Origin of the sequence: Mesorhizobium sp. M0626, from assembly GCF_040320665.1 — a bacterium.
Classification (GTDB): domain Bacteria; phylum Pseudomonadota; class Alphaproteobacteria; order Rhizobiales; family Rhizobiaceae; genus Mesorhizobium.
The window spans coordinates 192,183-203,987 of sequence record NZ_JAMYQD010000016.1 but is presented as its reverse complement, the minus strand read 5'-3'; the positions used below and the strand labels follow the sequence as shown (position 1 = coordinate 203,987).

The window sequence follows — 11,805 nt, the reverse complement described above, 5'->3', positions numbered from 1 at the left end:
TGAAAGATGGCCTTCGCTTCGCCCGGCAGCGGCTCGCTGAATTGAATGCGCCCGCCGAGCTCGATCATGCTGGCCAGGATCTCGCGCCGCTCCTCAAGCGCCATGTCGCGCAGATCGTGCCCATTGAGGTGCAATAGATCGAAGGCGACGAAATAGAGGTCTTGCTGTCGGCGGGTGATCGCTTTGCGCAGATCGCCGAAGTCCGAAAGGCCAGCTTCGTTCAAGACGATGATCTCACCGTCGACAATCGCGCTTTCGGCACCAAGACTCTTTGCCTCCCCCACCAGGTCGCGATATTTCGCAGTCCAGTCGTGGCCGTTGCGCGTATAAATGCGTGTGCCGTCTTCATCGATGATCATCTGCGATCGGTAGCCGTCGAACTTGACCTCGTGGGTCCAGCCTTCACCCTCGGGAGGGTTCTCCACAAGGGTCGGCATCAACGGCTCGATGAACTTCAAACGCATGCACTGATCCGCCCTCCGGCGATTCAATAAGATTGAGCTAAAATAGTTCCGAAACCGGAAATCAGCCTCTTGGGTGCAACAAACACGTCAACTCGGCGTTGCGGGATGAGCGAAGGAGGAATCGATATGGCCGACGACAAGAGCAAGCGGGACTTTCGCGATCGGGACCGGGTCTCGGCCGATGAGGATTATGAAGTCGAGTATTTCGCAGCCAAGGCCGGGATCACCCCGCAGCAGGTCAAGGAATTGATCGCGAAGCACGGCAACCAACGCGAAACGCTGGAGCGAGAAGCGAAGGCTCTGCGGAAATAATGACCAGGCTATCGGATCTCGGCAGACCAATAATTGGGCACCGACATGAAGGCCCGCCCGCGAGCGAACTCGCGCATTTCCTCCCTTGCCCTGTTTGCGGGCAACAGATCGATATGCGCGATTTTCGCCAGGTCGCTTATCATGCCGATCCGGATCACGATCAGCCTCTCGAACTAGACGCTTAGGAACACAAGTGCCGAAATACCACGTTGAGGAAATGGATGGCGATACCGTGACGGCTACCCACATCGTGCACGCGACAACGCCGATCAGGGCGGCGCGGGAAGCGACGGAGCGCGACGTCACCCTGCGCACCAGCGAACCCATTTGGATCAGGGTTGCCGACGAGAAGCGCGGGCACGTCTTCGAATACTGTTTCAGCCTGTAGCTGGCGATCCAACCCGGCTGAGTTTGGATGGCATACCATGCCGTCGACTTCGATACGCAAGTTCGACTATGACCCGAACACCAGGGTTCTCTCGGTTTGGTTTGTAGCGAGCGGGAAGCATTACGAGTTTTTGGACGTACCTGCTGAGGCCGTTGCCGCGTTCAAAGCTGCCTTTGCCAAGGGCGTCTATTTTAACAGCCACATCCGCAATCGTTATGCATTCCGGCTCGCGGCAGGGAGGGCAGCAGCCGCATCGGGCGATTGACAGAATTTCAGATTCGAGGCGGCCCGCGCCATCGCAGGGGAGCAACTGTGCGAATTGACCAGGTTCCGAGGGCAAACGAAAAGCCGGCCGGGCCAGCGGGCGCGTATTATACTAAGCTAGGTGCTGGGCCTATTTGCCCATCATCATCGCAGTTTTGCAGAAGTTTTCATGGACCTGTCGGACAGGTCTGCCACGACGCGTGACCCACGGCGACGGGTCGGCAAACAGCGCACTCCTGCGCATCCACTGGGCTTACGAAGTCGGTCGGCTGCTCTGCGATCATAGTGCCTTGTCGGAGAACCGCGCTGAGCTCCGCGCAGTCACCGGTCCTGCAATACGGCCGGATCTATGATCAAAGCGCTGAGCAGGAGCCATTCGGGGTCTACGCCTGCCGCCCGGTATTTATTGTCACAAAAAGGGGAACAACGGCAGCTCGGCCGTGTTGGGAGCACAACATGCATTTCGTCAAAGTGCTTTTGGCTGCGATCGCCATCGGTCTCATCAGCCCGGGGGCAATGGCTCAGACCGCGACGACGTCCCCGCAGGAATTTGTCAAAGCAGCTTCGAGTTCAGACATGTTCGAGATCCAGTCGAGTGAGTTGGCGCTGCGGAAATCGAAGACATCACGAGTGAAGGAATTCGCTCGCATGATGATCAAGGACCACACGAATTCTTCCAAGCGGCTCATTGCGGCGGCAAAGAAGGACGACGTCGCAGTGGCACCGGAGATGACAAGCAAGCATGCTGCCCAATTGGAAGCATTGAGCAACGACAGCAGCGGGGCGTTCGATAACGCCTACGTCGACGCCCAGGTTGCAGCGCACCAGGAAGCCCTGACGCTGATGACCTCCTATGCGGAAAACGGTCAGGAAAAACATCTGGCGGCCCATGCGAAAAAGACCGCGCCGGCTCATCCGGCAGCATTTCAAACATGCCCAGCAACTGAGCAAGAGCGGTTCTCAGGGCTGAGTGGATCTGGCCACGACGTTGGTTCTTCGCGGCGCTGTGGAGTCTGTGCCAACCCTCTGGCACTGCCTCCGCCCCCAGGGACGCTGCAACCTTCAAGCGGTCGTCGATGCAGGCTCTAAAGGGTGCGTCGCTCAGGTAGTCCGGCGTGCAAGCACCAGCGTCGTCGAATTTGCCAAACGAACAGGAGACCTGACATGCCAAAGCAAAACGAGACCTCGCATTCGAGACGAAGTGACTTCGCCAATGATGAACCCATTCGCCCGGAGGATGCCGCCGTGTTGGACAGCCCCGTGGGCCACGAAGACAGGCACGGCGCGGAGCCAGGTTTCGGGGGAGCCGACGATGTCGACCAGCCGATCGGCGCAAGGCCCCGCAGCGAAATTACCGGTCGTCATGATGAAGGGGCAGGCGCCAATGAGACGATCGACGGCTTAAGCGAAACCGAGGAACTGACCCGCAGCTACGCCGAGGACATACCAACCGGCGACAATGATGAGGAGGAGGAAGACATCCCTGTCTTCGAAAGAGGCCGAAGCAACACCGAACTCTGAGCGCGCCAGGTTGAACCCCGCACGGTGAGGAACATGACAATGAGCACATTCGGACTTCGGGTTGCGTCTTTGGGGCTCCGGGCTTTTTTGGGACTGGCGGCCTCGCTGACTTTGGGCGTCGAGGCATCTGCGCAGACAAGTCAGCCCGCGCAGCAATCCGGCGACTCGTCGCAAACAGCCAAGCAGGGTCGACTGCCGGCGCAAGGATCGTCGCCGACCGCCAAGGATGATGTCGGCGTTGACGTCTCGCTCGGCCGGCCGGAGGTGAAGCAACAGGTTGCAAGACATCTGGGAGTGGCTGAGACCGAGTTGCCACTGGCGGTGCACGTGCCGATCGCGCTCGCTTCGCAAGTCTGCGGGCAAGAGGTATTTACCGCCCGCGCCAATGTAAACCGAAGCTGCACCGCGACGAAATTCATTCCGGAAATCGCCGAGGCGGCACGCAACCATCCACAAACCTCCGCGGTACCGGAGCAGTAGCACCGAAAATGTCCGAACCCGGCGCGACGGTCGTGCCATGCTTACCCGAGGGTAGCGCTCCAACCCGGGGTAAATCAGCCAGCCCCACCGCCGTCTGTTTTTGGCGGCATGCATGATGGCGTTCGCCGCCATCTCTTAACCAATGTGAATGCTGTTGCTCCGCAGCCACGCTACGAGATCCTGTCCGAAGCGGAGGCAGGCAGATGCCACTGGAATCCCTGATCGATCAATATGTGAGCAGCCGCAAGCGGCGGGGTCTTTTGTCGATACGGCACGCTCTCGAGGCGTTGAAAGAGGCCGTTCCGGCGCTGTCGATCGGCGAAAGCCATCTTGTCAATATGATCGCCGAGCGAGCGCTCGCCTTTGGCCTCGCCATCCACTTCGATCATTCCGGCGAGAATGCCGGGTAAGACATCCACGAGCGTCTGCTGATGCTACAGGACGAGGAACTCGGTGTTCGCGTAGCTTCATTGCCTGGTGGGCGGATCTTTCCGAGGCTGCTCCCATCCGTGTTCTGGGCGGGTGGTTAAAGTCGCCGAAGCGATGCCACGGCGTGCACCGAGCCCACCCCGGCGTTGGACAAGCTCCCCCAGCTTTCGCCAGTTGGAGCTTTCGTCTACTCGCAGCAGCCCTAGCGAGGCTCGATCAGCCTCCGCGTTGGGCGGTCTCGGGTTTTGCTCCAGCGGGCGGTTCGGGCCGGCGAATTGAGGTTGAAAGGAGAAGATGATGACGGACAACAAAACCGAGCGTGATTTTCGCGACAGGAACCGGGTCTCGTCCAACGAACGCAACGAACTCTTCCATTTTGCCCAGCAGAACGGCATCACGCCTGAGCAGGTGATGGAGCTCATCAAAGCCGCCGGGAATGACCGCGCCTCGTTGCGGCTGCGAAGGAATTGAAATCAGTTTCCCGGGGCGGCTCGCTTACGGCATGAAGCCTCGCTGCCGAGGAGAACCTTGAGCCGTGGTGAGAATTTGAGTGTAGCATCATCCTGACGCACACGCGGAGCAGGTCGAGCGTGAAAGTGAAAATTGTACCCCTGCCCAACATGCGGCAAGCGCTGGAGGTTCGAGGCTGCGCAGATCGGCTATGGTCACCCCGAACCATAATCCACTCCAACCCGAGTCCTGGACGCACGGCGTGGCACCGAGCCTACTTCCTGCCGTCGTTCAATAATAATCCCGCGCCGCAGTCAGCCAGCGAGATCACCTCGTCTGCCGGACGCGTGTCGGCTTCCAAACTGACAACGCACAGCCTTTGTAGCGACGCTTTCCAGCCACGATCACCTGCGCAGCTTTGCCGCGCTCGCTGCGCACCAATAAATTCCATCTCCTTCCCTCACACTGATCTTGTTCAGGCGGTCGTTTTGCCGCTGCGGTAGGCGCTGTCCTTCCGCTTCGATCGCGGTAGCGCCCAGTATCAACGCTGCCAGATCAAACCGCACAATCAGCACCTCAAAGCTGATCAGCAGAAGCAGCAGTGAATCAGGACCTCGTCGATCAGGGTCAAAGGGCCAAGCACATATGTCTGGGCACGGTGACCGTGGCATAGCCGGCGCTGCAATGACGGCGTCGGTGCCCGTCTTGTGGAGCCGGAAAGCCCAACCTAGAAAACAGTCGGCGGTGCCGATCTCGAAGAAATTCTAGCCCGGCACGGTGAACAGGCTGGGGGCCGCATCGCGATCTAGGGTTCAGCACAACTCCGGCGGCATCGAGACGATCGACCTCAGCCCGGTCGGCGGCCCTCGGCCACGTCCATGACCAGCACGCGCAGCATGGTCAGCTGGCGCTTACCCTCCATGGCGCGCCCGTCGGCGACGGTCTGTCTCTTTCGGCTCAGGAAAACGTCACTCTGAGTTTGCTAAACGCGGTGCTGGACCGGTTACCACGCGTCAGATCTGGATCATCACCTTGCCGGCCTCGATTCTCATCGGATAGATCGCGAGCTTGACGCAGACCGGCGCGCCCTTGACCTGGCCGGTCGCAGAGCGGCCAATGTGCTTCAAGGCATTCGATGACGTCGTCGATCACCAGCCCTTCGGCTAGATGCGCCTTCTCATGGGTCCAATATCCGTCGGTGGCGAAGAGCTCGTCATCGGGCGAGCGGCAAACCGCGAGGATCGAAGCAGATGACATCCTCTTCCTCGATGTCATCGACCGCGCACGCTTCAATCCAGTCGGCCATCTCCGGCTCCCGCACCATCCGCTATGGCTATTCAGCCGCCGCCGACATATCCACCTGGTGAAATTCGCCGCGATAGGGTCTGGCTGTCGGCGGCAATTCGCGCTTGAGATAAAAATCCTCGTACCGCAGCTGCTTCAGCAGCACCGGCCAGACCTCGCGATAGGCATGCCACATCGACGGGTTCGCTACCGGCAGGTCGTGCTTGATCAGCTCGTGCAGCCTCGGCAGCGCATGATAGGGCACCATCGGGAACATGTGGTGTTCGACGTGATAATTCATGTTCCAGTAGATGAAGCGGCTGACCGGGTTCATGTAGACGGTGCGGGTGTTCAGCCGATGGTCGACCACGTTGTCGGCCAGGCCGATATGCTGCAGCAACCCTGTCAGCACCATGTGCCAGCTGCCATAGACTCGCGGCAGGCCGATCAGCACCAGCGGCAGCAGCGACCACGTGAACAGCGCCAGCCCGACTGTCGCCGCATAGATGGCGACATGCCAGCGCGCAGCGATCACCGCCTTGTGCTGCTCCATCTCGGGGATATAGCTCTTCTCTTCATCGGACAGCTTGCCGAACGCTTGGCGCACCAGCGCCGGCAGCGAATAGCGGAAATCGAGAATACCGGTGAAGGCGAGCGCCGCCCGCAGCAGATCTGGGGGGCGCATGACGGCGATTTCGGCATCGCGGCCGACGATGATGGTATCGGTGTGATGGCGGGCATGGCTCCAGCGCCATTGCACGGGGTTGCGCATCAGCATGAAGCTTGAGATCTGGTAGACGACATCGTTCATCCAGCGCGTCCGGAACGCGGTACCGTGGCCGCATTCGTGCCAGCGCGAGTCGCTGGACGAGCCGTAAAGCACGCCATAGACGAACAGGAACGGCACCACCCACCACGTGGCCCAGAACCATACGATGCCGGCGGCCGACACCAGGATCGCGGCGACGCAGATGATCGTGTCGCGGATCGCCGGCCCGTCGGAGCGTTGCATCAACTCCTTGATCGCCTTGCGCGGGACATCGGTGTGATACCATTCGGCCGAAGCCAATCCGGTCTCAATGGCGCGCTTGGTGCTTTCACCGACCAGGCTGTAGTCGCGCTTCCTGCTTGCCGTCATCGTCATCTCCGCTTTCCCGCCTGCGCTCCGCAAGGGCCGCCTGGGGCCGGCCGGGCCGCGCCTGCTTCCGTATTCCGGCGCACTTCCCGCCCGCCGCGGCAACCGATCGTGCGTTTCAAGCCGGTCACGCCTGCAGTCTCGCAAAAGCGCCCGACGGCGCAGGGTAATCCTGTTGCGGCTGCCGGGCGATCGACCCTATCCTCGCTTCCGCTTGGGCGATCTGGCCGGCACCGTCGAGCACCCGGAACACGGCGTCATAGGAGCGGCTTTCGCCATGGTCCAGCCAGATCATCTCGCCCCGTTCGCGCGCGGCGAGATTGCCCAGAACATGATGCGTCGAAGGTTCGATTCCCAACGCATATAGGCCGGCCTGGAAGTTCTGCCACTGATAGGTGCAGGGCAGCTGATCCTTGCGGGTAACGACCTCGAAGCCGAGGCCCAGGTGGTCATTGACGACGGCCACCGGCACCTCGCCCGCCGCATCGGAGCCAAGCTCGTGCTCCCAGACCTGCTCGCTGAACCCCAGCTGCGGCGCCGGCACGGTTCGGTAGCCGACTTTCTGCGCCTCGTAGCGTTCGCCGGCGTGCGCCGCCCAGACGACATCCCGGATCGGCGCCAGGTAGCGCGAACCCTCGTCGAGCAAGGGATGGCTGACATTGACGTGATAGAAATACATATGCGGCGTGCGGCTGAAACCGTGATTGACTACGCGGTCCGACAGGCGGATCTCGCTGCCGCCGACATCGGCCTCGATGCGGCGCAGCAAATGGAGATCCTCGCCGAACACGGTTGCCTGCTGGACGATGCCTTCCGCCCACAGCACGCAGCGGTCGCCGTCCCAGGCCTCGCCGTAGCCGGTCAGCCGCGCCGGCACGGTGCCGATGCGGCCATGCAGCGAGTGCAATACCCGCTTGCGCCCGGGATAATTGTAGCTTTCGGCCGGCACGTCTTGCCGGCCCAGTATATGATCGAGGCCGCAGGTGACGAGCAGCCCCGAGAACGACCGGCCAAAGGCGAAACCGTCCTCCCCTTCATGCTCGTGCAGTCCGGGGTGGCGAAAGCCGCTCGGCGAATGCCAGCCGATCGCCTGGCCCCGGAAGTCGCAATCGGCGATATCAAGCGCCCGGTCGACCAGCGCCGTGAAGCGCAGGCCGGAGCCGGTGCGGAACTCGAGCATCCGGATGCCGCGCTCCACGCCGTCGCCGAGCGTCATAAGCCGCACACCGGCAAACTGCGACAGCATGCCGGACCGCTCGGCCACCTGCCTTCGCGACAGCGTCTTGCCGTAAAGCTCTACCATGCGACGTCCTTCACTTTGCCCGCCTCCTTGAGCAAGGCCGACATGTCGGCGCCGGTGATGATGCTTTCCACCGTCAACAGGTCGGTGTCGGCGACCGTCTGTTCCGCGACGATTTCGCCGCGGCGCATGACGATGATGCGGTCGGCGACCTGGAACACGTGGTGGATGTTGTGGGTGATGAGCAGCACCGAGTGGCCGGCGTCGCGCACCTCCTTGACGAAGCGCAGCACGCCGTGGGTTTCCTCGACGCCAAGATTGTTGGTCGGCTCGTCGAGTATGATCACCTTGGCGGCGAACTGCATGGCGCGCGAGATCGCGATCGATTGCCGCTCACCGCCCGAGAGCGTGCTCACCAGTGCATCGGCATCGAGCTTTTTCGAAATGCCGACCCGCTTCAGCAGCGCCGAGGCGGCGTTGCGAAGCTTGGCGAGATCGAGCGGCGCGAACACGCCGAGCCAGCCGAAATTGACCGGCTCCCGGCCCAGGAAAAGATTGCGCGCGATGCTGAGGTCCGGCGCGAGCGATGTGTCCTGATGGATGGTCTCGATGCCGAGGTCCATCGCGTCGCGCGTCGAGCGGATCGATGCCTTCTCGCCGCGCACGAAGATGTCGCCGTGGTCGGCCGGGAAGACGCCGGAGATCGCTTTGATCAGCGTTGACTTGCCGGCGCCATTGTCGCCGAGCAGGGCAACCACCTCGCCTTCGTTGAGGGTGAACGAGGCGTTCTTCAGCGCACGCACGTTGCCGAAGGACTTTTGCAGGTCTTGCAGACGCAGCACTTCCATCGTCAGCTCCTTGCGGCGTTCTTCTGCAGCAAAGCGTGCAGGATGAGCATGGCGAGGATGATGACGCCGACGAAGATGTTGTATGCCAAGCCCGGCACGCCGATCAGCACGATGCCGTTGCGGATGGCGCGCAGCATCAGCGCGCCGACGATGGTGCCGAGGATGGTGCCGCGCCCGCCGGTGAGCGCCGTGCCGCCGACCACCACCATGGCGATCACTTCGAGTTCGTAGCCGGTGCCGGCCACCGGCGAGGCGGCCGAAATCCGGAACGCGCTGATCATGCCGGCCAGCCCGGCCACCACCGAGGTCAGGATGAACAGCCAGATCTTGACCGCGTCGGCCGGCACGCCGCGCGCCACCGCTGCGTTGCGGTTGCTGCCGATGGCGCTGATCCAGTTGCCGAGCTTGGCGTAGCGCAGGATGTAAATCGCCAGCAGCGACAGGCCGATGAACCACCAGAGCGAGGTGTAGAACCGGAACGAGCCTACATTGAAGCTGCCGGCAAGCAGCGTGACGAAGAAGCCGGGCTGGTCCCACGACTTCAGGGGGAATCCCTGCGTGATGTAGAGCGCCGCGCCGCGCACGACGAGCAGCATCGACAGCGTGACCAGGAACGAGGAAATGCCGATCTTGGTGACGATCAGCCCGTTGATGGCGCCGATCGCGATGCACAGCACAAGCCCGGCCAGGAGGGCGACGCCGATGTCGATACCGCCATTCTGCACCAGCAGCATCACCACGACGGGCGCAAGGCCGAACACGGCGCCGACCGACAGATCGAACTCGCCCGCCGTCAGCAGCAGCGTCATGCCGAGAGCGATGATGCCGAGCTCGGGCAGGAACGCCATCATGTTGGATATGTTGAGCGGCGACAGGAAGTTGCCGTCGGCGATGGCGAAAACCACGAGCAGCACGATGAGGATGATGAGCGAGGAGAATTGCGGCGAACGCAGCAGCGCAGACCTGCCCTTCGCTCGCTGCGTGTCGTCGTCTGCTGTGATTGCCATATCTGTCAGGACCATGCGTTTCGTCGGGCGCCCGCCATTTCGGGGCGGGCGCCGATTGTCGTCACTTGTTGTAGAGTTTCAGGATCGGCTCGACGCTCGAGGCGTCGTAGAGGCTGAATGTGTGAATGTCGTAGCCGACCGGCTCGCCAGAGGCCGCAAGCCCGAGCAGCGCCACCGGCATGAAGCCCTGCGCCGACGGGTACTGCCAGGCCGCAGCATTGACGAAGCCGGACTTGACCGCCTCGGCCGTCTCCTTTGAGTTGCCCCAGCCGACGACCGGGACCTTGCCGGCCGACACACCGGCCCCGTCGAAGACGCGTTTGATGCTTGCTGCCACGGAATCGCCCAGTGCAATGATTGCCGGCGGATTGTTGGCGACCATGTAGTCGGTCATCTTGGCGATGATGCCGGCCGGGTCGGTGCCGCAATCGACCACGTCGTACTTGATTCCGAGCGGATCGAAGACGCTGGCGATGCCCTCGGTCTCGAGCTGCTGGTAGCTGGCGCCCGGCACTTCGACCGGCAGGAACACCTTGTCGCCCTGCTTCACCATCTTGTGGTCGACGAGATACTTGGCCCAGATGACGCCCGCTTCCCTGAGGTCGGCCCCGACGTAGGCCTGCCGCCCGGTCGCCGGATCATCGGTGTTGAAGAACACGATCGGTATGCCGGCGGCCTTGGCGGCCTTCACCTCCTCCGTCCACAGGCCGGGCTGAGCCGAGGTGGTAGCGATGCCGTCCGGCTTGGCGGCGAGCGCCGAGTTGAAAGCCTCCTTCTGCGCCGCCATGTCGCCGCCGCTGAACGAGATCTTGCAGGTCACCTTGAGCTGGTCGCAGGCCTTGGTCGCGCCGGCATTCCAGTCGATCCAGAACGCGTCCGAAGGGCCACCATGCGACAGCAGATAGAAGGTCTTCTGGCCGTCCTGCGCGAATGCCGGCAGGCTCAAGGAGACCCCGGCTACCAGCGTTGCCGCGGCAGCCACTTTCAATGCGAATTTCAACATTCATTCCTCCCTTGGTTGGGGTTGCGCCGCCATGCGCCGGCGGCGCAACCGGCGCTCACAGCCCGTTGGCGCGGAACTTCCCGTCGAGGAATTTCTTCGCGCGCGGCACGTCGTCTTCCGAGAGATGCTCGATGATGACCGGGATGTTTGGGTGCTTTTCCGCCAGCCGCTGGAGATAGAGATCGTAATTCAGCGAGCCCAGCCCGGGCGCCGGCAGCTCGATCTCGCCGACGCCGCGGAACGTGTGGCTCTCCATGGCATCCTCGTCGCCGATGTCGGCATGCTTTTCCGACTTGTCGCTGCCCGAACGCTTGACGTCCTTGGCATGCGCGATCTTGATCTTGTCGGTCAGCGTATCGAACACCTGGTTCAGGATCTGGTCCATCCGGTTGATGTTGTGGGTTTCGAAATAGTTGGTCGGATCCATCAGCAGGCCGAGGCCCGGATGGTCGACCTGGGCGAACATCTTCACCGTCTCCTCGACCGAACCGACGACATTGTTGACATAGGTTTCGAGCAGGAACACCGCCCCATGGTCGTAAGCCGTCTGGGCAAGCTCCGAGATCACCTTGCGGCATTCCTCGAATCCTTCCTCGGTCTTGTTCTTGGGGTGATGCACCCAGTCGGATTCGGTGTTGTAGGTGCCGGTCTCCGAGATCACGTAGGGCGAGCCGAAGGCGCGCGCATTGCGGATGATTTCCTTGAGATAGCCGACGCGCTTGTCGCGCTCGACTTTATCGGGGTGGATAATGTTGGTGTAGCCCGACACGCAGCAGATCGGCAGGTTGTTGTCGCGGAAGACGTCGCGCACCTGCTTGGCCTTTTCCTCAGTGATCTGCCCGGCCGACAGATCGATATCCCTGAAATGCAGGTCGAGCTGCACCGTGTTGAAACCGAGCCCGCGTATCTTCTTTGCCGTCTCTTCGAGCCCGTACGGGAAATAGCCCGTGAAAATACCTGCCTGCATCATGATGTGAACT

15 protein-coding genes and 1 pseudogene are annotated in these 11,805 nt (G+C 61.8%); 8 read left to right on the top strand and 8 right to left on the bottom strand.

Features of this window, described 5'->3' with window-relative positions:
* Window positions 1–464: ATP-dependent DNA ligase (locus tag NKI37_RS21755; protein ID WP_502896316.1), on the bottom strand; the 464-nt coding region annotated here is incomplete at its 3' end.
* 126 nt (window positions 465–590) lie between these two features.
* Between NKI37_RS21755 and NKI37_RS21750 the strand changes: the two genes are divergently transcribed.
* The 8 genes from NKI37_RS21750 to NKI37_RS21715 all read left to right on the top strand — a co-directional run bounded on the left by NKI37_RS21750 (window position 591) and on the right by NKI37_RS21715 (window position 4,329).
* Entirely contained in the window at window positions 591–776 is a 186-nt protein-coding gene (locus NKI37_RS21750) for a DUF3606 domain-containing protein (RefSeq protein WP_023700484.1), read from the top strand.
* Between the two features lie 193 nt (window positions 777–969).
* A complete protein-coding gene (locus tag NKI37_RS21745; RefSeq protein ID WP_023673158.1) occupies window positions 970–1,164 on the top strand; it encodes a hypothetical protein in 195 nt (64 codons plus the stop codon).
* Window positions 1,165–1,201: 37 nt separating this feature from the next.
* Window positions 1,202–1,429 (top strand): KTSC domain-containing protein, encoded by a 228-nt coding sequence (locus NKI37_RS21740; protein WP_023673160.1) that lies wholly within the window; start codon window positions 1,202–1,204, stop codon window positions 1,427–1,429.
* A 455-nt stretch (window positions 1,430–1,884) separates the two neighbouring features.
* On the top strand, window positions 1,885–2,517 hold the full coding sequence (locus NKI37_RS21735) for a DUF4142 domain-containing protein (RefSeq protein WP_023807884.1): 633 nt from the start codon (window positions 1,885–1,887) through the stop codon (window positions 2,515–2,517).
* 75 nt (window positions 2,518–2,592) lie between these two features.
* Window positions 2,593–2,949 carry a hypothetical protein gene (locus tag NKI37_RS21730; protein WP_023685250.1) on the top strand — a complete coding sequence of 119 codons (357 nt, stop codon included), beginning with the start codon at window positions 2,593–2,595 and terminating at the stop codon, window positions 2,947–2,949.
* 87 nt (window positions 2,950–3,036) lie between these two features.
* Window positions 3,037–3,429, top strand: a complete 393-nt coding sequence (locus tag NKI37_RS21725; protein ID WP_023673163.1) for a hypothetical protein — start codon at window positions 3,037–3,039, stop codon at window positions 3,427–3,429.
* Window positions 3,430–3,632: 203 nt separating this feature from the next.
* Window positions 3,633–3,839 carry a hypothetical protein gene (locus tag NKI37_RS21720; protein WP_023673164.1) on the top strand — a complete coding sequence of 69 codons (207 nt, stop codon included), beginning with the start codon at window positions 3,633–3,635 and terminating at the stop codon, window positions 3,837–3,839.
* 316 nt (window positions 3,840–4,155) lie between these two features.
* On the top strand, window positions 4,156–4,329 hold the full coding sequence (locus tag NKI37_RS21715; RefSeq protein ID WP_023700486.1) for a DUF3606 domain-containing protein: 174 nt from the start codon (window positions 4,156–4,158) through the stop codon (window positions 4,327–4,329).
* A gap of 992 nt (window positions 4,330–5,321) precedes the next feature.
* On the opposite strand, the pseudogene NKI37_RS21710 reads toward NKI37_RS21715, so the two are convergent.
* The 7 genes and pseudogenes from NKI37_RS21710 to NKI37_RS21680 form a co-directional block, all read right to left on the bottom strand.
* Window positions 5,322–5,614: pseudogene (locus NKI37_RS21710) on the bottom strand (Rieske 2Fe-2S domain-containing protein).
* A gap of 27 nt (window positions 5,615–5,641) precedes the next feature.
* On the bottom strand, window positions 5,642–6,736 hold the full coding sequence (locus NKI37_RS21705; RefSeq protein ID WP_352787886.1) for a fatty acid desaturase family protein: 1,095 nt from the start codon (window positions 6,734–6,736) through the stop codon (window positions 5,642–5,644).
* 118 nt (window positions 6,737–6,854) lie between these two features.
* On the bottom strand, window positions 6,855–8,030 hold the full coding sequence (locus tag NKI37_RS21700; RefSeq protein ID WP_023673170.1) for an aldose 1-epimerase family protein: 1,176 nt from the start codon (window positions 8,028–8,030) through the stop codon (window positions 6,855–6,857).
* Entirely contained in the window at window positions 8,024–8,821 is a 798-nt protein-coding gene (locus tag NKI37_RS21695; protein WP_023689425.1) for an ATP-binding cassette domain-containing protein, read from the bottom strand. Before NKI37_RS21695 ends, NKI37_RS21700 begins: the two co-directional genes overlap by 7 nt.
* Window positions 8,818–9,822 (bottom strand): ABC transporter permease, encoded by a 1,005-nt coding sequence (locus NKI37_RS21690; RefSeq protein ID WP_050586906.1) that lies wholly within the window; start codon window positions 9,820–9,822, stop codon window positions 8,818–8,820. The genes NKI37_RS21695 and NKI37_RS21690 overlap by 4 nt, the downstream gene beginning before the upstream one ends.
* A gap of 61 nt (window positions 9,823–9,883) precedes the next feature.
* Window positions 9,884–10,825: a sugar ABC transporter substrate-binding protein gene (locus tag NKI37_RS21685; protein ID WP_023673173.1), complete on the bottom strand. Its 942-nt coding sequence runs from the start codon at window positions 10,823–10,825 to the stop codon at window positions 9,884–9,886.
* Window positions 10,826–10,880: 55 nt separating this feature from the next.
* On the bottom strand, window positions 10,881–11,795 hold the full coding sequence (locus NKI37_RS21680) for a sugar phosphate isomerase/epimerase family protein (protein WP_023807883.1): 915 nt from the start codon (window positions 11,793–11,795) through the stop codon (window positions 10,881–10,883).
* Window positions 11,796–11,805 lie beyond the last annotated feature (10 nt).

What these genes read in the sequence shown, in the direction of transcription:
- NKI37_RS21750 (WP_023700484.1), top strand. Translation starts at nt 591, where the DNA reads ATGGCCGACGACAAGAGCAAGCGGGACTTTCGCGATCGGGACCGGGTC.
- NKI37_RS21740 (WP_023673160.1), top strand. Translation starts at nt 1,202, where the DNA reads ATGCCGTCGACTTCGATACGCAAGTTCGACTATGACCCGAACACCAGG.
- NKI37_RS21735 (WP_023807884.1), top strand. Translation starts at nt 1,885, where the DNA reads ATGCATTTCGTCAAAGTGCTTTTGGCTGCGATCGCCATCGGTCTCATC.
- NKI37_RS21730 (WP_023685250.1), top strand. Translation starts at nt 2,593, where the DNA reads ATGCCAAAGCAAAACGAGACCTCGCATTCGAGACGAAGTGACTTCGCC.
- NKI37_RS21720 (WP_023673164.1), top strand. Translation starts at nt 3,633, where the DNA reads ATGCCACTGGAATCCCTGATCGATCAATATGTGAGCAGCCGCAAGCGG.
- NKI37_RS21715 (WP_023700486.1), top strand. Translation starts at nt 4,156, where the DNA reads ATGACGGACAACAAAACCGAGCGTGATTTTCGCGACAGGAACCGGGTC.
- NKI37_RS21705 (WP_352787886.1), bottom strand. Translation starts at nt 6,736, where the DNA reads ATGACGATGACGGCAAGCAGGAAGCGCGACTACAGCCTGGTCGGTGAA.
- NKI37_RS21700 (WP_023673170.1), bottom strand. Translation starts at nt 8,030, where the DNA reads ATGGTAGAGCTTTACGGCAAGACGCTGTCGCGAAGGCAGGTGGCCGAG.
- NKI37_RS21690 (WP_050586906.1), bottom strand. Translation starts at nt 9,822, where the DNA reads ATGGCAATCACAGCAGACGACGACACGCAGCGAGCGAAGGGCAGGTCT.
- NKI37_RS21685 (WP_023673173.1), bottom strand. Translation starts at nt 10,825, where the DNA reads ATGTTGAAATTCGCATTGAAAGTGGCTGCCGCGGCAACGCTGGTAGCC.
- NKI37_RS21680 (WP_023807883.1), bottom strand. Translation starts at nt 11,795, where the DNA reads ATGATGCAGGCAGGTATTTTCACGGGCTATTTCCCGTACGGGCTCGAA.